Annotated in this window: 22 protein-coding genes, 1 tRNA gene and 1 other RNA gene; 18 read left to right on the top strand and 6 right to left on the bottom strand. The window is 64.8% G+C overall.

Going from position 1 to position 20470, the window contains the following annotated elements:
- Positions 1–9: 9 nt before the first annotated feature.
- The 3 genes from miaB to ACTU6V_RS08890 are packed head-to-tail and all read left to right on the top strand — an operon-like array spanning position 10 to position 3009.
- Positions 10–1560, top strand: a complete 1551-nt coding sequence (miaB, locus tag ACTU6V_RS08900) for a tRNA (N6-isopentenyl adenosine(37)-C2)-methylthiotransferase MiaB (protein WP_443468108.1) — start codon at positions 10–12, stop codon at positions 1558–1560.
- Positions 1553–2473 (top strand): tRNA (adenosine(37)-N6)-dimethylallyltransferase MiaA, encoded by a 921-nt coding sequence (gene miaA, locus ACTU6V_RS08895; protein ID WP_443475438.1) that lies wholly within the window; start codon positions 1553–1555, stop codon positions 2471–2473. The genes miaB and miaA overlap by 8 nt, the downstream gene beginning before the upstream one ends.
- The gene (locus ACTU6V_RS08890; RefSeq protein ID WP_443468110.1) at positions 2470–3009 is read left to right on the top strand and encodes a dihydrofolate reductase family protein; all 540 of its coding nucleotides are present in this window, start codon (positions 2470–2472) and stop codon (positions 3007–3009) included. The genes miaA and ACTU6V_RS08890 overlap by 4 nt, the downstream gene beginning before the upstream one ends.
- Here the strand turns inward: ACTU6V_RS08890 and ACTU6V_RS08885 are convergent.
- Positions 2973–3110, bottom strand: coding sequence for a PLDc N-terminal domain-containing protein (locus ACTU6V_RS08885; protein WP_443475567.1), 138 nt, complete (start codon positions 3108–3110; stop codon positions 2973–2975). The genes ACTU6V_RS08890 and ACTU6V_RS08885 overlap by 37 nt on opposite strands.
- A gap of 118 nt (positions 3111–3228) precedes the next feature.
- Here ACTU6V_RS08885 and dapF point away from each other — a divergent pair, with 118 nt between their 5' ends.
- Both dapF and ACTU6V_RS08875 read left to right on the top strand, forming a co-directional pair.
- Positions 3229–4101, top strand: a complete 873-nt coding sequence (dapF, locus tag ACTU6V_RS08880) for a diaminopimelate epimerase (RefSeq protein ID WP_443468112.1) — start codon at positions 3229–3231, stop codon at positions 4099–4101.
- Positions 4102–4203: 102 nt separating this feature from the next.
- Positions 4204–5586 carry an LLM class flavin-dependent oxidoreductase gene (locus tag ACTU6V_RS08875; RefSeq protein WP_443468113.1) on the top strand — a complete coding sequence of 461 codons (1383 nt, stop codon included), beginning with the start codon at positions 4204–4206 and terminating at the stop codon, positions 5584–5586.
- Here the strand turns inward: ACTU6V_RS08875 and ACTU6V_RS08870 are convergent.
- Positions 5583–6227: a class I SAM-dependent methyltransferase gene (locus tag ACTU6V_RS08870; RefSeq protein ID WP_443475437.1), complete on the bottom strand. Its 645-nt coding sequence runs from the start codon at positions 6225–6227 to the stop codon at positions 5583–5585. The genes ACTU6V_RS08875 and ACTU6V_RS08870 overlap by 4 nt on opposite strands.
- Before the next feature lie 59 nt (positions 6228–6286).
- Here ACTU6V_RS08870 and hflX point away from each other — a divergent pair, with 59 nt between their 5' ends.
- Positions 6287–7795 carry a GTPase HflX gene (gene hflX / locus ACTU6V_RS08865; RefSeq protein ID WP_443475436.1) on the top strand — a complete coding sequence of 503 codons (1509 nt, stop codon included), beginning with the start codon at positions 6287–6289 and terminating at the stop codon, positions 7793–7795.
- Positions 7796–7807: 12 nt separating this feature from the next.
- Here hflX and ACTU6V_RS08860 read toward each other — a convergent pair whose 3' ends face one another.
- Positions 7808–8476, bottom strand: a complete 669-nt coding sequence (locus ACTU6V_RS08860) for an SIMPL domain-containing protein (protein ID WP_443468116.1) — start codon at positions 8474–8476, stop codon at positions 7808–7810.
- A gap of 127 nt (positions 8477–8603) precedes the next feature.
- Here ACTU6V_RS08860 and ssrA point away from each other — a divergent pair.
- Together ssrA and ACTU6V_RS08850 are read left to right on the top strand one after the other, a co-directional pair.
- Positions 8604–8973: a transfer-messenger RNA gene (gene ssrA, locus ACTU6V_RS08855) on the top strand.
- 192 nt (positions 8974–9165) lie between these two features.
- Positions 9166–9324 (top strand): hypothetical protein, encoded by a 159-nt coding sequence (locus tag ACTU6V_RS08850; RefSeq protein WP_443468117.1) that lies wholly within the window; start codon positions 9166–9168, stop codon positions 9322–9324.
- 65 nt (positions 9325–9389) lie between these two features.
- On the opposite strand, the gene ACTU6V_RS08845 is transcribed toward ACTU6V_RS08850, so the two are convergent.
- Together ACTU6V_RS08845 and ACTU6V_RS08840 are read right to left on the bottom strand one after the other, a co-directional pair.
- The gene (locus tag ACTU6V_RS08845; RefSeq protein ID WP_443468118.1) at positions 9390–9962 is read right to left on the bottom strand and encodes a hypothetical protein; all 573 of its coding nucleotides are present in this window, start codon (positions 9960–9962) and stop codon (positions 9390–9392) included.
- A gap of 12 nt (positions 9963–9974) precedes the next feature.
- Positions 9975–10778, bottom strand: coding sequence for an inositol monophosphatase family protein (locus tag ACTU6V_RS08840; protein WP_443468119.1), 804 nt, complete (start codon positions 10776–10778; stop codon positions 9975–9977).
- A 105-nt stretch (positions 10779–10883) separates the two neighbouring features.
- Here ACTU6V_RS08840 and ACTU6V_RS08835 point away from each other — a divergent pair.
- Positions 10884–10955: transfer RNA gene (locus ACTU6V_RS08835), tRNA-Lys, on the top strand.
- A 96-nt stretch (positions 10956–11051) separates the two neighbouring features.
- Here the strand turns inward: ACTU6V_RS08835 and ACTU6V_RS08830 are convergent.
- The gene (locus ACTU6V_RS08830; protein ID WP_443468120.1) at positions 11052–11534 is read right to left on the bottom strand and encodes a YbaK/EbsC family protein; all 483 of its coding nucleotides are present in this window, start codon (positions 11532–11534) and stop codon (positions 11052–11054) included.
- A gap of 334 nt (positions 11535–11868) precedes the next feature.
- On the opposite strand from ACTU6V_RS08830, the gene ACTU6V_RS08825 reads away from it, so the two are divergent.
- The 9 genes from ACTU6V_RS08825 to ACTU6V_RS08785 are packed head-to-tail and all read left to right on the top strand — an operon-like array spanning position 11869 to position 20470.
- On the top strand, positions 11869–13059 hold the full coding sequence (locus ACTU6V_RS08825; RefSeq protein WP_443475435.1) for a substrate-binding domain-containing protein: 1191 nt from the start codon (positions 11869–11871) through the stop codon (positions 13057–13059).
- Positions 13060–13092: 33 nt separating this feature from the next.
- Positions 13093–13887: an ABC transporter ATP-binding protein gene (locus ACTU6V_RS08820; RefSeq protein WP_443468122.1), complete on the top strand. Its 795-nt coding sequence runs from the start codon at positions 13093–13095 to the stop codon at positions 13885–13887.
- A complete protein-coding gene (locus ACTU6V_RS08815) occupies positions 13884–14594 on the top strand; it encodes an ABC transporter ATP-binding protein (protein ID WP_443468123.1) in 711 nt (236 codons plus the stop codon). Before ACTU6V_RS08820 ends, ACTU6V_RS08815 begins: the two co-directional genes overlap by 4 nt.
- The gene (locus tag ACTU6V_RS08810) at positions 14591–15466 is read left to right on the top strand and encodes a branched-chain amino acid ABC transporter permease (protein ID WP_443468124.1); all 876 of its coding nucleotides are present in this window, start codon (positions 14591–14593) and stop codon (positions 15464–15466) included. Before ACTU6V_RS08815 ends, ACTU6V_RS08810 begins: the two co-directional genes overlap by 4 nt.
- Entirely contained in the window at positions 15463–16569 is a 1107-nt protein-coding gene (locus ACTU6V_RS08805; RefSeq protein ID WP_443475434.1) for a branched-chain amino acid ABC transporter permease, read from the top strand. The genes ACTU6V_RS08810 and ACTU6V_RS08805 overlap by 4 nt, the downstream gene beginning before the upstream one ends.
- A complete protein-coding gene (locus ACTU6V_RS08800) occupies positions 16566–18131 on the top strand; it encodes a class I adenylate-forming enzyme family protein (protein ID WP_443475433.1) in 1566 nt (521 codons plus the stop codon). Before ACTU6V_RS08805 ends, ACTU6V_RS08800 begins: the two co-directional genes overlap by 4 nt.
- On the top strand, positions 18115–18807 hold the full coding sequence (locus ACTU6V_RS08795; protein WP_443475432.1) for a TetR/AcrR family transcriptional regulator: 693 nt from the start codon (positions 18115–18117) through the stop codon (positions 18805–18807). The genes ACTU6V_RS08800 and ACTU6V_RS08795 overlap by 17 nt, the downstream gene beginning before the upstream one ends.
- Complete coding sequence (locus ACTU6V_RS08790) at positions 18804–19556, top strand: 3-hydroxybutyrate dehydrogenase (RefSeq protein ID WP_443468128.1); 753 nt, start codon at positions 18804–18806, stop codon at positions 19554–19556. The genes ACTU6V_RS08795 and ACTU6V_RS08790 overlap by 4 nt, the downstream gene beginning before the upstream one ends.
- Positions 19553–20470 carry an alpha/beta fold hydrolase gene (locus ACTU6V_RS08785; protein ID WP_443468129.1) on the top strand — a complete coding sequence of 306 codons (918 nt, stop codon included), beginning with the start codon at positions 19553–19555 and terminating at the stop codon, positions 20468–20470. The genes ACTU6V_RS08790 and ACTU6V_RS08785 overlap by 4 nt, the downstream gene beginning before the upstream one ends.

Here is a 20470-nt window from a genome sequence, read left to right as displayed (position 1 = left end):
AGGGGCACCATGACTACTCCGCGCAGCGAACCGACGATCATCACGGCCTCACCGGCCGCGGTTGATGCCGACGGACACCAGCGAACCTATGAAGTACGCACCTTCGGGTGTCAGATGAATGTGCACGATTCAGAGCGGCTTGCGGGATCGCTCGAGAGCGCCGGATATCTTCGGGCGGATACCGGTACAGAAGCCGACGTCGTCATCATCAACACCTGCGCGGTGCGCGACAACGCGGCAGGAAAGCTCTACGGCACGCTCGGTCATCTCGCCTCGGTCAAGCGTCGCAGAGAAGGCATGCAGATCGCCGTCGGCGGTTGCCTTGCCCAGATGGACAAAGACGCGGTTCTCGACAAGGCGCCCTGGGTCGACGTGGTCTTCGGCACGCACAACATGGGTTCGCTGCCTGGACTCCTCGAGCGTGCGAAGCACAACGGTGACGCCGAGCTCGAGATCCTCGAGTCCCTCGAGGTGTTCCCCTCGACGCTGCCGACCAAGCGCGACTCGGCGCACAGCGGCTGGGTGTCAATCTCCGTGGGATGCAACAACACCTGCACGTTCTGCATCGTGCCGAGCCTCCGCGGCAAGGAGAAGGACCGTCGCCCAGGAGACATCCTCAACGAGATCCGCCTCCTGGTCGAAGACGGTGCGATCGAGGTCACCCTCCTCGGCCAGAACGTCAACTCCTACGGTGTCGAGTTCGGAGACCGTCAGGCCTTCAGCCAGCTGCTGCGAGCTGCCGGTGAGATCAACGGTCTCGAGCGGATCCGCTTCACGAGCCCGCATCCTGCCGCGTTCACCGACGATGTGATCGATGCCATGGCCGAGACGCCTGCTGTCATGCCGCAGCTGCATATGCCGCTCCAGTCCGGCAGTGATCGCATTCTCAAGGCGATGCGCCGTTCGTACCGCAGCTCGAAGTTCCTCGGGATCCTCGATCGAGTGCGTGAGCGGATGCCGTTCGCGGCGATCTCCACCGACATCATCGTCGGCTTCCCCGGCGAGACCGAAGAAGACTTCGAAGACACCATGCGCGTGGTCGAGCAGGCTCGCTTCGCGAATGCATTCACCTTCCAGTACTCGATCCGTGAGGGCACACCGGCTGCGACCATGGCGGACCAGGTCCCCAAGGCTGTCGTCCAGGAGCGCTACAACCGCTTGATCGCGCTGCAGGAGAAGATCTCCCTCGAAGAGAACGAGAAACAGGTCGGACGCGAGGTCGACGTGCTCGTCTCGGTGGGCGAAGGAAAGAAGGACGCTGAGACGCACCGTCTGACTGGCCGCGCTGAAGACAATCGCCTGGTTCACTTCGAAGTGACCGAAGGATCGGAGATCCCGCGGCCGGGCGACGTCGTCACAGTCACGATCACCCACGGTGCCCCCTTCCATCTGCTCGCCGACGACCCGACGGGTGCGCCGCTGCGCATCCGCCGCACTCGTGGCGGCGACGCGTTCGACCGTGCGCAGACGGAGTCGTGCGGTATTCCGGCATCCACCGGCGAAACGGGCGCGCCACGCGCGGTCTCGCTGGGGCTTCCCACGCTCCGCGTCGGTGTCTGAGCCCCTCCCGCCGCGCCTATGGGCGATCGTCGGGGCCACCGGCACAGGCAAGAGCGATCTCGCACTCGGTCTCGCTGAAGCGCTGCGCGCCGACGGAAATCCCGCAGAGATCGTCAACGCCGATGCTATGCAGCTCTACCGCGGCATGGATATCGGCACTGCAAAGCTTCCCGTCGCGGAGCGTCGCGGCATCGGGCACCATCTGTTCGATGTGCGAGACGTCACAGAAGAAGCGGCAGTGGCGTGGTACCAGCCACTTGCTCGTGCGGCGATCGCAGACATCCACGCACATGGCGGCGACGCGATTCTGGTCGGAGGTTCGGGTCTGTATGTCTCGAGCGTGATCTTCGACTTCCGGTTTCCGCCGCGCGATCCCGCGATCAGGGCACGGCTCGAGCGCGAGCTCGAGGAACTCGGCATCAGGGCTCTCTACGAGAAGCTCGTCGCTGCGGACGGGGCGACCGCCGCGAAGGTCGATCCGAAGAATGGTCGCCGAATCGTGCGCGCGCTCGAAGTGCTCGAGCAGGGGGCGCAGACGCATGGCGCCGCACTGCCGGATGCTCCTCAACTGTGGCACGCCGACACCAGCATCATCGGTCTGCACGTCGAACGGCCGGAGCTTGTTGAGAGGCTTGACCGGCGCGTCGAGGGTATGTGGGAGCAGGGGATGCTTGAGGAGGCATCCGCGCTCCGAGAAGCGGGAATCGAACGAGGCACGACCGCACCGCGAGCGATCGGGTACGCTCAAGCGCTTGCGCAGTTGTCGGGCGAGAAGAGCGAGGCCGAAGCCATCGCTGAGACCCAGGCGCTCACGCGTCGGTATGCGAGACGACAGGTCTCCTGGTTCAAGAGATATCCCGCGATCAGATGGGTCTCGCCCATGTCTGACCCCCGTGACATCCTGATGGGATGACGACGCATTACTACACGGCTTCGAGCCTTGATGGTTTCATCGCGACGACACAGCACTCACTCGACTGGCTGCTGAAACAAGACATCGATGAGAACGGGCCCATGGCGTACGACGGGTTCCGCGCGATGCTAGGGGCGATGGCGCTCGGCGCGACGACCTACGAATGGGTTCTCGCTCACGAAGGCTCCTGGCCGTATACGCTGCCGACGTGGGTGTTCACTCATCGTGCGATCTCCGTACCCGAAGACGGCTCCGTGCGGCTCACGCAGTCCGATGTGCGCGACGTGCACGCCGAGATGACGGCGGCTGCGGGCGGCAAAGATCTGTGGATCGTGGGTGGGGGAGAACTCGCCGGCCAGTTCGCCGATGCCGGACTCCTCGACGAGGTTTGGGTGCAGTACGCACCGGTCACACTGGGGAGTGGTTCGCCTGTGCTTCCGCGGGTGCTCGACCTTGAACTGATCGATGTCGCGCGCAACAGGGCCTTTCTGTGCGGGCGCTATCGCGTGCTGCGCCGAACGCCGAACACGAAGTAGGCCGCAGGACCGATCCAGTTCACGAGAATCACCGGAATCCAGGCTGGTCTCGGCCCACGGATCTCTTCTGCGCGACGCTGCGCAAGGTCCCGGAACGCCACGATCGCAAACGCGACCTGGACGATACTGATCACCACGAGCGCCGCACGGCCAGCCGGACTAGCCACGAGAGGAAGATGGAGCGGGTCGCGGTGGCTTGCGGATCTCTAGAATGAGGGAATGGTCGCATTCACCAAGGGGCACGGCACAGGCAACGACTTCGTCATCATTGCCGACCCTGACGGTGAGCTCGAGCTCACCGTAGATCAAGTAGCCGCCCTCTGCGATCGCCATTTCGGCATCGGTGCCGATGGAGTGCTCAGAGTCATCCGTTCCGCGTCGATCCCCGAGGGCGACGCTGCCCTCGCAGAGGAACCTGCGGCCGAGTGGTTCATGGACTACCGAAATGCCGACGGCTCGATCGCCGAGATGTGCGGCAACGGCATCCGCGTCTTCGCGCACTACCTGGTGCGCTCTGGGCTCGCAACGATCGAGCCGGGTTCCACGCTCCCGATCGGCACGCGTGCCGGCGTTCGTGACATCACAGCGGGTGCGGACGGATACCAGGTCGACCTTGGTCGATGGAAGCTCTCGGGCGTTGACCCGCTCGCGAAGGCTCGCGGTCTGGATGTGGCGCGCCCCGGCCTGGGCATCGACGTCGGCAATCCGCACGTCGTAGTCGCACTCGCATCGGACGAAGAGCTTGCAGGTCTCGAACTCGAATACATTCCCGAACTCGAGCCCGTGCCGCCGACGGGCGCGAACATCGAGTTCGTCGTCCCGGGGGAGCCTCTGGTTCGCGACGGTATCGGCCATGTCACCATGCGCGTGTTCGAGCGCGGAGTGGGGGAGACGCTGAGCTGTGGCACCGGTGTCGCAGCGACCGCTCTGGCTGTTCGCTACTGGGCCGGCGAGCGTGCTCCGGACCACTGGCAGGTCGAGGTTCCCGGTGGTGTGCTCGGTGTACGGATGTTCCCTGCTGAAGACGGTGAGCATGTGGCGCTGTCCGGACCCGCACAGCTCGTCTACACGGGCACCATCGACCTGTTCTGATAACGCCGGCTCTGCCGCCTCAGAGAGGCGCTTTCGGTCGAATGCGTCGCTCCATGACGGACCGCGAGACAACAGGGTGTCTCATCGAGCACCATGGTGCGTATGAGCAAGCAGATCCGTTTCAACGCCTTCGACATGAACTGCGTCGCCCACCAATCCTCCGGGATGTGGCGGCATCCGCTCGACCAGTCTGCGCGCTACAAGGAACTCGCGTACTGGACCGAGCTCGCGCAGCTCCTCGAGCGCGGGCACTTCGACGGACTGTTCATCGCCGATGTGCTCGGCACATATGACGTCTACGGCGGCACGAACGAGGCGGCGATCCGTCACGGTGCCCAGGTTCCGGTCAATGACCCCGTACTGCTGGTGAGTGCGATGGCCGCCGTCACCGAGCACCTCGGCTTCGGTGTGACCGCTGGCACCGCGTACGAACACCCCTATCCGTTCGCGCGCCGCATGACAACTCTTGATCACCTGACGAACGGCCGGGTCGGCTGGAACGTCGTTACCGGATACCTGCCTTCTGCCGCACGCAACATGGGTCATGACGACCAGCTCGAGCACGATCAGCGCTACGAGGTCGCCGACGAGTACCTCGAGGTGACGTACAAGCTCTGGGAAGGCTCATGGGAGGATGACGCGGTGATCCGTGACCGCGAAGCCGGCATCTTCACCGATCCCGACAAGGTGCACGAGATCGGCCATTATGGCGAACACTTCACCGTTCCCGGCATCCACATCTCAGAGCCCTCTCCGCAGCGCACCCCCGTGATCTTCCAGGCGGGTGCTTCTCCGCGCGGCATCGCCTTCGCCGCAGGCAACGCAGAAGCGATCTTCGTCGCGGCGCCCACGAAGACCGTTCTCGCAGGCACCGTGAAGCGCATCCGTGACGCTCTCGAAGCCGCAGGGCGCGACCGCTACTCCGCGAAGATCTACACGCTGCTGACGATCATCACTGACGAGACGAGCGAGAAGGCCCACGCCAAGCACGAGGACTTCCTCCAGTACGCCAGCGATGAGGGTGCTCTCGTCTTCATGTCGGGGTGGATGGGCATCGACCTCTCGCAGTTCGACCTCGACGAGCCGATCGGCAACGTCAAGAGCAACGCGATCCAGTCGACCGTGGCCAACTTCCAGCAGGCGAACGACGACGGCAAGGAGTGGAAGGTTCGCGACATCGCTCGGCTCGGCAACATCGGCGGTCTCGGACCCCGCGTGGTCGGCTCGCCCGAAGAGGTCGCCGACTTCCTGCAGGACTGGGTCGAAGAGACCGATGTCGACGGCTTCAACCTCGCCTATGCGATCACACCGGGAACCTTTGAGGACATTGTCGAGTTCATCGTGCCTGAACTGCAGCGTCGTGGTGTCTATCAGACCGAGTACACGCCCGGAACGCTTCGCCAGAAGCTGCACGGGCGTGGAGACCGGCTGCCAGACGAGCACCGAGGCGCGGGATTCAGCCTGCGAAACGCGTCGCGCGTCTAATCAGTCAGCGTGATCGGTTCGGTCGGCGGGTTGCCGTGCCGCCTCACCTTGAGCACGCGGTAGCCCTTGCCGGTCGCTGCGCGGTGCACGCTATAACCGGGCTGGAAGGTCGCTGCCAGCCAGCGCTGGAGCGAGTCTGAGCCGAGATTGCGCTGCACGACGAGCCAGGCGTCGCTGTGCTCATCGAGTCGAGGAATCCAGCGCTCCAGCATCCCGTGGAGAACGTCTTTGCCCACGCGGATGGGTGGATTCGAGCGGATTGTTCGAAAGACGACGTCATTGGGAACATCGTCAGGCAGAACCGCGTTGATATTGGTGAGTCCAAGCGCCTCGGCGTTGCGACGGACGAGGTCAAGAGCTCGCTCATTGACGTCGACCGCCCAGACCGTCGAGTGCGGTGCGGCGAGGGCCATGGTGATGCTGATCGGCCCCCAGCCGCTTCCGAGGTCGAGAAAGTCTCCTCCGGGTGGCAGCGGAGGCATGTTGGCGAAGAGGACTGCGGTTCCGGCATCGAGGCGGTCGGGACTGAAGACGCCACCAGCGGTGGTCACTTCGAGGTCACGGCCTGCGAGGGTGACGTTGATCGCCCGCAGGTTCTCCGCACTTGCCGGGGTCGCAGAGAAATAATGATCGGACCCCATACGCCGAGCGTACCGGAGCGGCGGGTTAAGGTTAAGACGCCGAATACAGAAGGCAGAGGATGACGAAGACCACAGACGACGCGCACAGCGACGAAACACTCGACCGCGTGCTCGCGAGCGCAGAGAGGCGCACCGAGGCGAACGTGTTCGGTGCCGCCCAGGCACTGCAGGATGCCTCGACAGCAACCTACGGCCATCGCGATGGCGACCAATGGGATCTTGAGGACCGTCACGCGCTTCGCCGTGTTGGTGGTCTTTCGACCGAGCTCGAGGACATCACCGAGGTCGAGTACCGCCAGCTGCGGCTTGAGAACGTCGTGCTGGTGGGCGTGTATCCGCAGGGTGCACAGGTCGATGCCGAGAATTCGCTGCGCGAATTGGCAGCACTGGCGGAGACCGCCGGTGCTGTCGTTCTGGACGGCGTGTTGCAGCGGCGTCCTCATCCAGACCCCGCCACCTACCTCGGCCGAGGAAAAGCTCAAGAGCTCAAGGACCTGGTTGCAGCGACAGGTGCTGACACCGTGATCGCCGACACCGAGCTTGCCCCGAGCCAGCGCCGCGCTCTGGAAGACGTCGTCAAAGTGAAGGTCATCGACCGCACCACCGTCATCCTCGACATCTTCAGCCAGCACGCGAAGAGCCGCGAGGGCAAGGCGCAGGTCGAGCTCGCACAACTCGAGTACCTGCTTCCGCGTCTGCGCGGCTGGGGTGACTCGATGAGCCGTCAGGCCGGCGGCCAGGTCGGCGCCGGGGGAGCGGGCATGGGATCGCGTGGCCCTGGTGAGACGAAGATCGAGCTCGATCGCCGTCGCATCCGCACCCGGATGGCCCTGCTTCGTCGGCAGATCCGCGATTTCGCGCCCGCACGCGACGCGAAACGCGCCGAACGCAAACGCAACACGATTCCGTCGGTTGCGATCGCCGGCTACACGAACGCAGGAAAATCGAGCCTGCTGAACGCGCTCACGAGCGCTGGCGTGCTCGTCGAGAACGCTCTGTTCGCGACGCTGGATGCCACGGTGCGTCGCTCTATGACCGACGATGGCCGTGTTTACACGTTCACCGACACGGTCGGGTTCGTGCGGAGCCTTCCCCATCAGCTCGTCGAGGCATTCCGATCGACGCTCGAAGAGGTTGCCGACGCGGACATCGTTCTGCACGTCGTCGACGGCGCGCATCCTGACCCTGCGGGGCAGCTGCAGACCGTCCGCGATGTCATGGGCGATGTCGGTGCCCGTGACCTGCCTGAGATCGTCGTGTTCAACAAGGTGGATCTGCTCACGGATGACGACCGGCTCGTGCTGCAGGGCCTCGAGCCGAACGCACACTTCGTGTCGTCTCGCTCAGGGGAGGGCATCGAGGAGCTGCGCGCGGCGATCGATGCAGCGCTGCCGATGCCGGCGGTCGAAGTGCATGCGCTCGTGCCTTACGACCGGGGAGACCTCATCGCCGCGGTGCATGAGACGGGGATCCTGCTTTCGGCGGAGCACGGTGAGCACGGCACTGAGGTGCACGCCCATGTCTCAGAGCGCCTCGCCGCGGATCTGGCGCCCTTCGCACACGCGTGAGCTGGACCCCCGTCAGCGCGCCGAGAAACGAGCCTCAACCGTGGCCGAGATCACGATGTCTTCCGGTTCGTAGGCCATTTCTGCCACCCCGGTATCCGCGGTTGCGGCGAACGCCGCGCCCCGCGCTCTCAACATGGACGGTGCGGGCGCCAGCTCTCGAGAGATGAGTCCGGTGTCGGCGATCTCCACGGGAGTCACCGACTCAAGGCCCAGCGCGGCAGCGTAGGCCTGAGCGCGCTGGACTGCGACACCGACGGCAGCGGAGGCGACCTCACGTTCGACGTCGGCCCGTGTCTGGGCAGTGAGATGCCAGTCCACCCCGCCGATTTCGACGCCATCCCAGGACGAGATCGCTGACACCCAGACCGAGAGCTCGGATGCTTCCATGAAAGTGGGAGCGAAATCGACGCTGGCGCGGTAAACGAGCGCGAGTTGCTTTCCCTCGCTGCTCCACGGCCGTTCGGCGCGGACGGCGAGGCTCTTGCTGGACCAGTCCGTGACAGATCCAACATCCTGCCGCTCGGCGAGGCTCGCACGCACGGGTTCCGCCAGGCTCAGCGCACGCTCGACGACGGACGCGCGCGCAGGGCCTTCGGCGCGCACGGTGACGTGGATGGTGGCCCGCTCGGGCGCAATCCGGGTCTGGTTCTCGCCGCGCACAGTGATGGTGACATCGCTCATGGCTGTGACTCTACGCGAGGAATAGCGTGGGCACGGGTTCCGTTGTATCCTTTGATGCTCGGGTACTTCGGTGCTCGGGTGAGTAATTCCACAGAGTGACAGCGGTCATCTTCGCAAGAAGAACCACGGGGCTGATCGGTTTCGACAGTGCTTGTGAATTCACGTGAAGCGGGCCGAGGATGCAGGGTTATCTCGTGAACGCCCCCTGCAAAAACATAGTTGCCGAAACAAAGCGCAACGACTTCGCCCTCGCTGCATAAGCGAGCCCGATAGTCCGTCAGACCGTATGTGATTCCGATACGGACCCTGGCGTCATTTAGGAATCTTGCTGTGTGACGGCGTCTGGACGTCACGCGGGACTCTTCCCAGGCTGGGCTTGTCGACTTAGGTGTCTGTGACAAAGGTCGGAGCCGAGCAGAACGTCTGCACAGACTGCGCCCGGAGAAGCCGTGGATACTCAGCGTTGGACGGGGGTTCGATTCCCCCCAGCTCCACCGTCCGCTGTCACTGTGGATAACCCCCACGTTCCCTTTACGAGAGTATGGAACGTGGGGGTTTCTTCTTGCGCTCAGACGCAGGAATCTGATCCGTGTCGCGGAGAGCGTCCTCACCGAGCGGTTGTGCGTCAACCCCCTCACGGATTGATGCGCCGCAGGCATATGCTCCCCGGAACGATCGGAGGAGATGAGATGAGCGACCCGCAGAACACACACGGCACCCCGGGACCAGACGAAGAAGCAGACACTGCTTCCGGAGGCACCCCCGATGAGCCGGACAAGGTCATCGAGCAGGAGAGCGAGAGCACCGACGACGAGCATCGGCCGTTGGAGAACCCGTCCGGCGGTTGAGCTGACGTCGAGGTGGACAGACCCTCGCGTTCGGAGCTCCCCTGAACGCGAGGGTCTTCTTCACCTCACGGGTGGGTGATCAGAACCAGGCCCTGTTTTGTATCGGCGAGCGTCACCCAGCCGTCGCCGAACTCGTACGTCATGCCGAAGCCGGCTTCGTCGACCGCGATCGAGAACGATGGGTCTTCTGTTACGTAGTGGTGACCGCCCTCATCAACGCGCGTCCATCCCGCTGACAGCAGCTTCTGCTGCATCCCCGCCGATTCGGATGCGTCCAACGGTGCCCAGCCGAAGACCTGGACGTGATCGGACGCAACGGTGTAGTCACCCCAGACGCACTCCAGTCCGCCCTCAACCACTTCGCCGCCGATTCGGAATTCGCGCTCCTTGAACGTCCATCCGTGCGCGTCGAAGATTTCCACGGTGCTGGGCGCGATGAGAGTCTCGCACGTCGCGTCGGCGACCGGTTCGTTCACGGCCTCGGTCTCGACCGGGTCAGGGGATGCCGTCGGAGCGGCGGTTGAGGCGCTCGGGGTCGGAGTTGGTGTTTCGGGAGCAGGTGCGGGCTCTGCGGTGCACGCGGTGAGCACCAGGCCGAGTGCGAGAGCACTGAGAGCGCTCGGGATGCGGCTGTTCATCGGATCTCCGGATCAGTCGTTTGCGTGTGTGAGGGTGAGGAACTCGCCGTGCAGGATGCCGTTGGTCGCCAGTGCCGATCGGTCTGAGATGCTGTCGGCTCCGTCGAACGAGGTGAAGGTGCCGCCGGCCTCCCGCACGATCGGGACGGCAGCTGCGATGTCGTACTCTTTGACGTCGAACTCCGCGACCATCTCAAGTCGTCCTTCAGCCAGCAGCATGTAGCTGTACACGTCGCCGTAGGCGCGGTCGCGCCACACGCGATCGGCGACGCGGAGGAGATCGGGGAGGCGCCCGGCATCCGCCCACTGCGTGATGCTCTGGAAGCTGACCGCGGCATCGTCCAGCGATGCGACGGCGGACGTCTCGAGGCGACGAGGGCCAGAGTGCGTTGCTGTCCACGCGCCTGCGCCGGTTGACGCCCACCAGCGGCGTCCGAGAGCCGGCATGCTGACCACGCCGACCTGAGGCACGCCGTCGACGGCGAGCGAGATCATGGTGCCCCAGAGCGGCACGCCGCGCATGAAGTTCGCGGTGCCGTCGATCGGATCGATGATCCACTGGCGTCGCGCATCGCCCTCGACGCCGAACTCTTCGCCGAAGATGCCGTCGGAGGGGCGCTCCTCCGCAAGAACGGATCGCAGGGCGCGTTCAGTCGCCAGATCCGCGTCTGTCACGTGCGAGCGGTCGGCCTTCGTCGAGATCTTCAGGTCGCTCGCGTCGAAGCGCGGAAGCGACTCGGAATCGGCGGCATCCGCAAGCCGGAGCGCGAGCGCGAGATCGGCAGAGAAGTCGGTGGCGGCGGGTGTTTCGGTCACGTTCTCAGGATAGTCCTGGGGATGCCGACGCGTATGCGGCCTCGATTTCGCATGCGCTGGAGAAGCTGGTAATGTAATTCCTCGGCCGGGGTTCTCCCGGGCCAAGCGCCTCTAGCTCAATGGCAGAGCAATTGACTCTTAATCAATGGGTTCCCGGTTCGAGCCCGGGGGGGCGCACGGATCAGCCTCAGAACACTCTCGCCAGTGTTCTGAGGCTTTTCTGTTTCTCAGGCGAGACCGCGCATTCTTAGGCGCGACCGCGCAGGCGACAGCTCAGGCGACAGCGATGACCTGACCGCCGGTGATCTTCTGCAGCGTCTCGAAGGTCAGCGGCATCACGGTGTGCGGATGTCCTGCCGCTGCCCAGATCTCGTCGAAAGCGCTCAGCGCCTCATCGACGAATGCGCGGAGAGGTGCGGGGTGGCCCACCGGGGCGACACCGCCGATCGCCTGCCCCGTCGCCTCCCGCACGATGGATGCTGGTGCCATTTCTACGTGACTTGCGCCGATGGATGCCGCGACGACGGCGAAGTCCGCCCGGTGCCCTCCACTTGTCATCACCAGGATCGGCTCCCCATCAGCAAGAAGCACCAGACTGTTGGCGATTGCTGCGACGTCGCACCCGATCGCAGAAGCGGCCTCCACCGCGGTGCGTGCGGAATCAGGCAGCACGCGGATCTGCGGCTCGACGCCAGCGGACTCCAGTTGCTGCTTGACGATGCGACTGCGTTCGGGGAGGGGGATACTCGCGCTCATCTGCTCACGGTAGCAATCCCGTGAAGCGGGTCGCGTTATCGGTCAGGTTGCGTCGCCGAGCGTGATGGCCTCAGCATCCTCCGTGGCGGCAACCGCTGGCCCGTCATCGATGCGCGCGAGAATCCCGAGCGAGGGCCCCACGCGCTGGCCGGTTGCGCGCTCGAGCAGGGTGAGCGCGCGCCACTGTGCGGCAGGAGCGTCGTTGTCGGCTTCCTGGGCGGCGATGTACTGCGCATGATGCTTGACGAGAATGAGATGGATGCTTACGATTCAAGTAACCTGAATCAGCTTTCAGGTTTACCCCCAAGACCTTCCAAGGGCGAAAGGCATTCACATGCGAGTTACAAAGAAGCTGCTCCTGAGCTCCGTGGTCGCCACGGCAGCCCTCGTGCTGGCGGCATGCGCACCACAGGCCGCGACTGGTGGGGGTGGTGAAAACGAAGGCGATGGCCCGGCGGAGGTCACCGTCGGTGTCATCACCAGTGAGACAGGACCTCTGGCCGGTTACGGCGAGCAGTATCTCGAGGCGTTCAAGGCAGGCCTTGACTACGCGACTGATGGCACGAACGAGGTGGACGGCACCCAGATCGTTGTCGAGTACCGTGACGATGCGGGAGACCCGGACACAGCTGTGACCGCGGCGAAGGAACTCATCGGCGATGGCGTCAACATCCTCCTGGGGAGCGCCTCCTCTGGTGTCGCGCTCGCGATGGCGGAGCAGGCCGAGCAGAACAAGGTGTTGTTCATCTCCGGGCCGGCTGCCGCCGATGCGATCACGGGTATCAACGAGTACACCTTCCGCTCGGGCCGTCAATCCGCTCAGGACGTTGCAACGGCCGGCACCTTCCTTGACGATGTCGACGGCAAGACGGTCGCTGTGTTCGCGCAGAACAATGCCTTCGGCCAAGGAAACGTGGCAGCGGTCGAGGCGATCCTGGGCGGCCAGGGAGCGACAGTCGCCCCGGTGCTCGTCGCGGAAGACGTGACCGAGTTCACGCCGTTCGCACAGCAGGTCCTCAGCGCGCAGCCGGATCTGGTGTTCGTCGCGTGGGCAGGAGCGACCTCCGGTGCAATGTGGCAGGCAATGAGCCAGCAGGGCGTCCTCGACGAGATCCCGGTGGTCACCGGTCTCGGCGATGCAGCGACGTTCGGCGCATACGGCGAAGCCTCGGAGAAGATCAACTTCCTCAACCACTACTTCGCAGCAGCGCCCGACAACGAGGTCAACACCGCCATGGTCGAATCTCTCGAAGCGGCAGGTGCGACTCCCGACCTGTTCAGCCCGGACGGCTTCAACGCAGCGATCATGCTGGTGCAGGCCGTCAAGGAGGGCAAGGGGGATGTGGATGCGATGATCGCAGCCCTTGAGGGCTTCGAATTCCAAGGGCCGAAGGGAACCAATACGGTGCGTGCAGAGGACCACGCTCTGCTGCAGGACATGTACCAGGCCAAACTGGTCGCTGATGGATCCGGGTTCGTGCCCGAGCTCGTCGCGACCGTCGACGCGGCCGACGTCGCGCCGTAACCGGCGCCCCTGCGATAGAAGGCGAAATTCCCGATGAACGACACCCCAGTCCTGTCCGACCGCAGATCAGATGGCGCGTCACTCCGCGTCGAAGGTCTCGGCCTGCAGATCGGCGGAGCGACGATCCTCAAAGACGTCGATCTCGACATCGCACCCGGTTCCCTCGTTGGGGTCATCGGTCCGAACGGTGCGGGCAAGACCACGCTGTTCAACGCGATCTCGGGCGTGACCCGGCCCACCGCCGGTCGGATCATCCTCGATGGCGATGACATCACCGATCTGTCCGTCCCGAAGCGGGCACGGGCGGGACTGGGGCGCACGTTCCAGACTTCGAGTCTGTTTCCCAAGCTCAGCATTCTCGAGAACGTCCGGGTGGCTGTCCAAGCGGCGCGGGGCGGCAGCTACTCCCTGCTGAAATTCCCGCGACGTGACGATGCGGCGACCACCCAGGCGATCGCAGTGCTCGAACAGGTCGGGCTCGCACACCGCCTGGATACGCCGGCCGGTGATATCAGCCATGGCGATAAACGCAAGCTCGAGATCGCATCGCTGATGGCCACTGACTCACGCCTCGTGCTGCTCGACGAGCCGATGGCCGGAGTCGCCTCGGGCGACGTAGCAGGACTCGTCGGCAACATCCGTGAGATGCAGCAGGCCAGCGGCTGCACCGTGCTCATGGTCGAGCACCACATCGATGTGCTCATGGGACTCGTCGATCTCGTCGCAGTGATGTACTTCGGCACGATCATCGCAGTCGACACGCCGCAGAACATCATGGAGAACCCCACGGTGCAGAGCGCCTATCTCGGAACGGGGGCAACGGCATGACCGACCCCATTCTTCAGGTCCGATCGCTCCGAGCCTCCATCGCCGGTCAGCAGGTCGTCGAGGACGTGACCTTCGACGTGCCGGCCACCGGGATCACCGCGGTACTCGGCCGCAACGGCGTCGGAAAAACTTCGACTCTGCGCGGAATCCTCGGACTCATCTCCCGGCGCGGCGAAGTACTGCTCGAAGGCGAGAGGATCGACGGGCTGCCCACGCACAAGATCGTCCAGCGCGGTGTCGGCTACGTGCCCGAGGACCGCGAAGTCTTCGCAGGCCTCACCGTCGCAGAGAATCTCGCTCTCGCAGAACGGCAGCGAGATCCGCGCCGCGAGTTCGTGGCGGAGCTCTTCCCCGACCTCGTACAGCGCAAGGATCAGCGCGCGGGAACTCTCTCCGGCGGCCAGCAGCAGATGGTCTCCGTCGCACGCGCACTTCTCAACGACAACCGAATCATCCTCGTCGACGAACCCACCAAAGGGCTCGCGCCGAAGATCGTGCAAGAGGTGTCAGAGGCGCTCGCTGAGGCCGCGAAGACTGTTCCGATTCTGCTCGTCGAGCAGAATCTCGACGTGGTCCGCCAGCTCGCTGCCGACGCTATCGTGATTGCCGGCGGTCGGGTCGTGCACACGGGAGATGCGAACGCGATTCTCGACGACCCTGACCTCACCCGACGGCTCCTCGGAGTCAGTTCGGAGGCGCACGCATGAGCGCGCTCATCCTCACCCTCGTCATCGGCGTCGGCCTCGGCGCGCTGTACTTCCTCGTCGCCAGCGGACTGAGCCTGATCTATGGACTCATGCACGTGCTGAACTTCGCGCACGGCGCGTTCCTCACCCTCAGCGCTTTCGTCGGCTGGGCTGTCGCGCAGGCTGTCGGGGCCGATACCTGGCCGGGCTTCCTGCTCTCGATCCTCGTCGGAGCGGTGGTGGGTGGGGTGTTCGCGACTCTCACCGAACTCGTGCTGATCAGACCGCTCTATGAACGACACATCGAGCAGGTGCTCGTCACCGTCGGACTCTCGTTCGCCGCGATCGCCCTGTTCGAGGGCATCTGGGGAACCGATGCCATCAACGTCACAGGCCCATCGTGGCTCGGCCAGACGACGAATGTTCTCGGTGCCAGCATCCCGAACAAATATTGGGTGCTGATCATCGCCGCCGGTCTCGTTCTGGCGGGCCTTGTGCTGTTCCTGAAGAACACGCGATACGGCATGATCATCCGCGCCGGCGTCGAGAACCGCGCCATGGTCACCGCTCTCGGCATCGACGTGCGCCGCTCGTTCACCCTCGTATTCGCGATCGGTGGAGCCGCGGCGGGAATCGGCGGTGTACTCGCCATGCACGCCATGACCTACGTATCCGCCCACCTCGGCTCGACCCTGCTGATCTTCGCATTCATCGTGACGGTCGTCGGCGGCCTCGGCTCGCTTACGGGAGCTGCGATCGCTTCGGTGCTCGTCGCCGTGCTGCAGCAGGTCGCCAACACCTATCTCGGCGGCACCGGCGACTTCATCGTCGTGATCCTGCTCGCCGTCGTCCTGCTCGTGCGACCCGCGGGCCTCATGGGGAGGAAAGCATGATGGCTCTCAAGCGCTTTGCGCCCGCAATCGTCGGTGCAGTTCTCGTCATCGTGATGGCGATCCTGCCGTTGCTCAACCTGTCGCTGCCCGGCATCCTGCCCGGGCCCACGTACACACCGGGTTCGCTCGCTCTCCTCTCTCTGTGCATGGTCTTCGCGGCCCTCGCGCTGTCGTACAACCTGCTGCTCGGCTCGGCGGGCATGCTGTCGTTCGGCCACGCGCTCTATTTCGGCGCTGGTGCCTACGGTCTCGGCATTCTGCTCGATGCCTTTGCCCTTCCGCTGTGGCCGGGCGTGTTCGTCGCAGTGCTGGGCGGCATGGTGGTCGCACTCGTCACCGGCGCAGTCGCGATGCGCGTGAATGGAATTCCCTTCGCGATGGTGACGCTCGCATTCGCTCAGGCCGGCTCTGTGCTCGTCCGACGCAACCAGGCGATCACCGGCGGTGAAGAAGGCCTCGGCCTGCACACCGAGAGCGTGCCCGACTGGTTGGTCGGCGTGATCAACACCCGCAACCTGTACTGGTTCGCCCTCATCGTGCTCGTCCTCGTCTACCTGATCGTGCTCTGGGTCGATAAGTCCCGGCTCGGTCACCTCGCCGCCGCAGCGCGCGAGAACGAACTGCGCGTCGAGGTTCTGGGGCTCCGCCCTGCTCGTGCGAAGCTCATCGTCTTCGTGATCGCCGCCCTCTGCGCGAGCCTCGCCGGCATCGCCTACCTGCTGCTGCAGTCGGGAACTCAGCCCAGCGCGGTCGGCGCCGACCTCACGATCACGGTGCTGGTGATGGTAGTTCTCGGTGGTGTCGGATTCCGCTGGGGCGTGATCGTCGGCGGCGTGCTCTACACGATCCTCGATCAGCGACTCACGGTGCTTGCCAGGGCTGACGGGATTCAGGCGCTGCCCGATTTCCTCCGCATCCCGCTTTCGGAGCCTCTGTTCCTGCTCGGCGTACTGTTCATCCTCGTGGTGATGTTCCTGCCGGGCGGCATCGCCGGGACCGTCGACAACCTGCGTCGCCGTCGCCGTGGCGCCGTTGCCCGCGCGGGCTCGCTCGCAGCGCTTGAAGACAGCGAGTCGCTCGACGCCGAGGTGAGTGTGCGATGAGCTCCGAGCTCGATGGACTGCACACGGTCGGCCGATGGCTGCGCGATCGCGCGGCGTCGAATCCGGCGAAGACCGCGATCGACGACCGCGGTGTGGCTCTGGACTACGCGACGCTCACTCATCGCTCAGAACAGCTCGCGATGCGACTGACGCAGGCCGGGTACGGTGCCGGACAGCGCATCGCCACAGTGTCGGGAAACTCGGCCGATCATGTTGTCGCTTTCTTCGCGTGTGCGTTCCTCGGCATCGCCTTCGTGCCGCTGTCATGGCGCTTGACTCCGACAGAGCTGGCCGAGCTCATCCGTCGGAGCGGCTCTGACCTCGTACTCGTCGAGGACGAGTACGTCGCCCTTGCCGGCGCGGCATTGCGGATGCTGGGCCCGGACGCTCCCGCCTACGTGTTCCTCGGGAGCACAGGGGCCGAGGCCGATGTGCCTCGCGCGCAGGCACCGGTGCCGACGCGTCCCGTGCGTGACGAAGATCCGCTGCTGGTGATCTACACGTCGGGGAGCGAGGCGGCGCCCAAGGGCGTCGTGCTCACTCACGCGAACTGCTTCTGGACGAACATGGCGCTGTCGCAGGCCATGCCGATGGTGTCGACCGACGTCGTGCTGGCGATGCTGCCGCAGCATCATGTCGCCGCGTGGAACGTCCAGCCGCTCCTGGCGTGGTGGGCGGGCGCGACGGTGGTGCTCGAGCGCTCTTTCCAGCCCGACCGAGTGCTGCAGCTGATCTGCGAGCGACGGGTCACGACGATGATGGGTGTGCCGACGCAGTACCGGATGCTGCAGGCGACACCGGGCTGGGCAGACGCCGATTTCTCGTCCCTGCGCCACGTGCTCGTCGGCGGCGCGACGATCCCCGTTGATCTCGCTGAGGCATGGGCAGAACGTGGCGTGGCTTTCACGCAGGGGTACGGGCTCACCGAGGCAGGGCCCAATGTGCTCGCCCTGCCCGCAGCGGAGTTTGCCTCCCACCCCGGAGCTGTCGGCCGTCCCTACCCGTCGGTCGACGTCTGCCTGGTCGACGTCGCCACGCTGTTGCCGCTCGAGGGCGAAGCCACTGGCGAGCTGTGGGTGCGCGGCCCCAGCACGTTCGCTGGCTATCTTGATGATCCGGATGCTACCGCCAGAGCCCACTCGAACGACTGGCTGAGGTCGGGTGACCTCGCGCATCGCGATTCCGAGGGCATCTATCGGATCGTCGATCGACTCAAGGAGATCTACGTCTCAGGGGGCGAGAACGTCGCCCCCGCCGAAGTCGAGCGGGTGTTGAGCGAGCATCCGCTTGTCGCGTCAGTCGCCGTGGTCGGCGCGCCCGACCCGGTCTGGGGTGAGCGCGGCTGCGCGTTCATCGTGGCACGTGATGTGCTGTCAGCCGACGAGCTGCGCGCCTTCGCTCGTGAGCGCTTGGCCGCCTTCAAACTCCCGGCGCGGATCGTCTTTCTCGACGATCTGCCCCGGTCCACGATCGAGAAAGTCGCTCGTGCGCGCTTGCGTGCGATGGCCGCGCAGCTGATGAACGACCAAGCAGAAGAGAGCACTGATGACCGAGTCTTCTGAGACTGCCGCCGTCGATACCTTCGTGTCTCCTGCCACAGGGCGACCGCTCACGAAACGCGGAGAGGCCACCAGAACGAAGCTGCTGGTGGCAGCCGAGTCTGTGTTCGCCGACCTCGGTTACCACGAGGCATCGATCGTGAAGATCACCGAGAGCGCAGGCGTTGCACTCGGCACTTTCTACCTGTACTTCGACAGCAAGCAGAGCATCTTCGAGGCACTCGTCATCGACCTCAACAGCAGAGTGCGGCATTCGATGTCAGAGGCCATGGCTCAGGCGACTGATCGTCTGGAGGCCGAGCGGCTCGGCTTCGAGGGGTTCTTCCGATTCACGGCGGCTCACCCCGCGCTCTACCGTGTCGTTCGCGAAGCCGAGTTCGTGTCTCCGGCCACGCTCAGGATCCACTACGAGCGGATCGTGGAGGGGTACCGCGCGGGCCTGCGCGCAGCTCAGCGAGACGGCGACGTGGATTCTGGGCTCGATGCCGAGGTAGCCGCATGGGCGCTCATGGGTGCGGGAGAGCTGATCGGGATGCGATATCTGCTGTGGGAAAAGGATGCAGCAGGCAACCCTCCCTCTGCGATCGACCCCGCCGTGATCGCCGGTATGACGAGGTTCATCGAGAACGCGCTGCGGCCCAGAGCGACCGCATCCACGCGAGAAGGAGAGCGAGCATGACTGAACAGGATCTGACCGGACGCCGTGCAGTCATCACTGGTGGCGCGAGCGGGATCGGGCTCGCGTGCGCACAGGAAGTCGCGGCACGCGGTGCGCATGTCATCATCGCGGACCTCGATCGTGCTGCGGCCGAGCAGCATGCGGCAGCCCTGGGCGGCGAGGCATGGACAATCGATCTCTCTGAGACGACCGCACTCGATGACCTGAAGCTCGAAGCTGACATCCTGATCAACAACGCCGGGATCCAGCGGGTCAGTCCGATTCAGGACTTCGATCCTGATTCGTTCCGCACGATCACTCGGATCATGCTCGAAGCTCCCTTCCTGCTGATCCGCGCGGCGCTTCCGGGAATGTACGAGCGGGGCTGGGGGCGGGTCATCAACATCTCCAGCGTGCACGGTCTCCGTGCCAGTCCGTTCAAATCCGCGTACGTGGCAGCCAAGCACGGGCTGGAGGGGCTCTCGAAAGTGACCGCTCTCGAGGGCGGAGCGCATGGAGTGACCAGCAACTGCATCAATCCGGGGTATGTGCGCACGCCTCTGGTCGAGAAGCAGATCGCTGACCAGGCGAAAGTGCACGGCATCCCGGAGAGCGAGGTCGTCGAGAAGATCATGCTCACCGAGAGCGCGATCAAGCGACTCGTCACCCCGACCGAAGTCGCATCTCTCGCCGGATGGCTGGCGTCACCGCATGCCGGGATGGTCACGGGAGCCTCGTACACGATGGACGGCGGATGGACTTCTCGATGAGCACACACACCTATCGCACCGTGGATGTCCCGGTGAGCGGGGGAGAGCTGCGTGTCGGCGTCTGGGACCCCGTGGGCGCTCGTGATGACACGCGCGCACTGCTCGCCATTCACGGCGTCACGTCGTCGCACCTCGCGTGGCCGTTCCTCGTCGAGGAGCTGCCCGGGGTGCGTGTGATCGCACCCGACCTGCGTGGGCGCGGGGCGAGCAGGAGCATCACAGGTCCAGCCGGAATGGCCGCTCACGCGGCCGATATGGTCGCCGTTCTGGATGCTTTCGCGCTCGCCACTGTGCCCGTCGTCGGCCACTCGATGGGCGGCTTCGTCGCTGTGGTCCTGGCGCACCTGCACCCGGAGCGTGTGGAGCGCCTGCTCCTCATCGACGGCGGCCTGCCTCTGGATGTGCCAGCGGGTGTGAATCCTGAACAACTGGTATCCCTCATTCTCGGGCCGACGGCAGACCGGCTGTCGAAGCGCTGGAGCAGTGTTGACGAGTACATCGAGGCGTTCTGGAGGCACCACCCGGCGTTCGAGGGGGACTGGAGTGATGCACTCGAGCAGTACATCGCCTACGACCTCGTGAGCGACGGGGATCGATTGCGCCCCGCCACGAGCTACCAGACCACCGTCGAAGACACCATCGATCTGAACCTGGGGTCGGCGTTGACCGAATCGCTCGCGGATCTGCGGCATCCGACGCTGTTCGTCACGGTCCCACGCGGGCTCCAGAACGAAGAGCCGGGACTGTACCCGCCAGCGCACCGCCAGCGTCTGCTCGACGCGTTTCCTGACCTGGTCCACCAGCACATCGATGACCTCAACCACTACACGATCGTCATGAGCGATCGTGGTGCGGCCGCCCTCGCTCCGCTCGTGCGGTCAGCGCTCGAATCTCCGCGAACGCGAGTGGTCTGA

This window comes from Microbacterium zouquanmingi (genome assembly GCF_052266675.1).
Taxonomy (GTDB): Bacteria; Actinomycetota; Actinomycetes; order Actinomycetales; family Microbacteriaceae; genus Microbacterium.
The sequence above is the reverse complement of the archived record's forward strand: the minus strand, read 5'-3'. Positions and strand labels throughout refer to the sequence as shown.

Bases quoted from the DNA above. Each gene is read 5' to 3' on its own strand.
- ACTU6V_RS08810 (WP_443468124.1), top strand. From the start codon at position 14,591: ATGAGCGCGCTCATCCTCACCCTCGTCATCGGCGTCGGCCTCGGCGCG.
- ACTU6V_RS08875 (WP_443468113.1), top strand. From the start codon at position 4,204: ATGAGCAAGCAGATCCGTTTCAACGCCTTCGACATGAACTGCGTCGCC.
- ACTU6V_RS08805 (WP_443475434.1), top strand. From the start codon at position 15,463: ATGATGGCTCTCAAGCGCTTTGCGCCCGCAATCGTCGGTGCAGTTCTC.
- dapF (WP_443468112.1), top strand. From the start codon at position 3,229: ATGGTCGCATTCACCAAGGGGCACGGCACAGGCAACGACTTCGTCATC.
- ACTU6V_RS08800 (WP_443475433.1), top strand. From the start codon at position 16,566: ATGAGCTCCGAGCTCGATGGACTGCACACGGTCGGCCGATGGCTGCGC.
- ACTU6V_RS08795 (WP_443475432.1), top strand. From the start codon at position 18,115: ATGACCGAGTCTTCTGAGACTGCCGCCGTCGATACCTTCGTGTCTCCT.
- ACTU6V_RS08825 (WP_443475435.1), top strand. From the start codon at position 11,869: ATGCGAGTTACAAAGAAGCTGCTCCTGAGCTCCGTGGTCGCCACGGCA.
- ACTU6V_RS08790 (WP_443468128.1), top strand. From the start codon at position 18,804: ATGACTGAACAGGATCTGACCGGACGCCGTGCAGTCATCACTGGTGGC.
- hflX (WP_443475436.1), top strand. From the start codon at position 6,287: ATGACGAAGACCACAGACGACGCGCACAGCGACGAAACACTCGACCGC.
- miaB (WP_443468108.1), top strand. From the start codon at position 10: ATGACTACTCCGCGCAGCGAACCGACGATCATCACGGCCTCACCGGCC.
- ACTU6V_RS08890 (WP_443468110.1), top strand. From the start codon at position 2,470: ATGACGACGCATTACTACACGGCTTCGAGCCTTGATGGTTTCATCGCG.
- ACTU6V_RS08870 (WP_443475437.1), bottom strand. From the start codon at position 6,227: ATGGGGTCCGATCATTATTTCTCTGCGACCCCGGCAAGTGCGGAGAAC.
- ACTU6V_RS08860 (WP_443468116.1), bottom strand. From the start codon at position 8,476: ATGAGCGATGTCACCATCACTGTGCGCGGCGAGAACCAGACCCGGATT.
- ACTU6V_RS08815 (WP_443468123.1), top strand. From the start codon at position 13,884: ATGACCGACCCCATTCTTCAGGTCCGATCGCTCCGAGCCTCCATCGCC.
- ACTU6V_RS08850 (WP_443468117.1), top strand. From the start codon at position 9,166: ATGAGCGACCCGCAGAACACACACGGCACCCCGGGACCAGACGAAGAA.
- ACTU6V_RS08830 (WP_443468120.1), bottom strand. From the start codon at position 11,534: ATGAGCGCGAGTATCCCCCTCCCCGAACGCAGTCGCATCGTCAAGCAG.
- ACTU6V_RS08845 (WP_443468118.1), bottom strand. From the start codon at position 9,962: ATGAACAGCCGCATCCCGAGCGCTCTCAGTGCTCTCGCACTCGGCCTG.
- ACTU6V_RS08785 (WP_443468129.1), top strand. From the start codon at position 19,553: ATGAGCACACACACCTATCGCACCGTGGATGTCCCGGTGAGCGGGGGA.
- ACTU6V_RS08820 (WP_443468122.1), top strand. From the start codon at position 13,093: ATGAACGACACCCCAGTCCTGTCCGACCGCAGATCAGATGGCGCGTCA.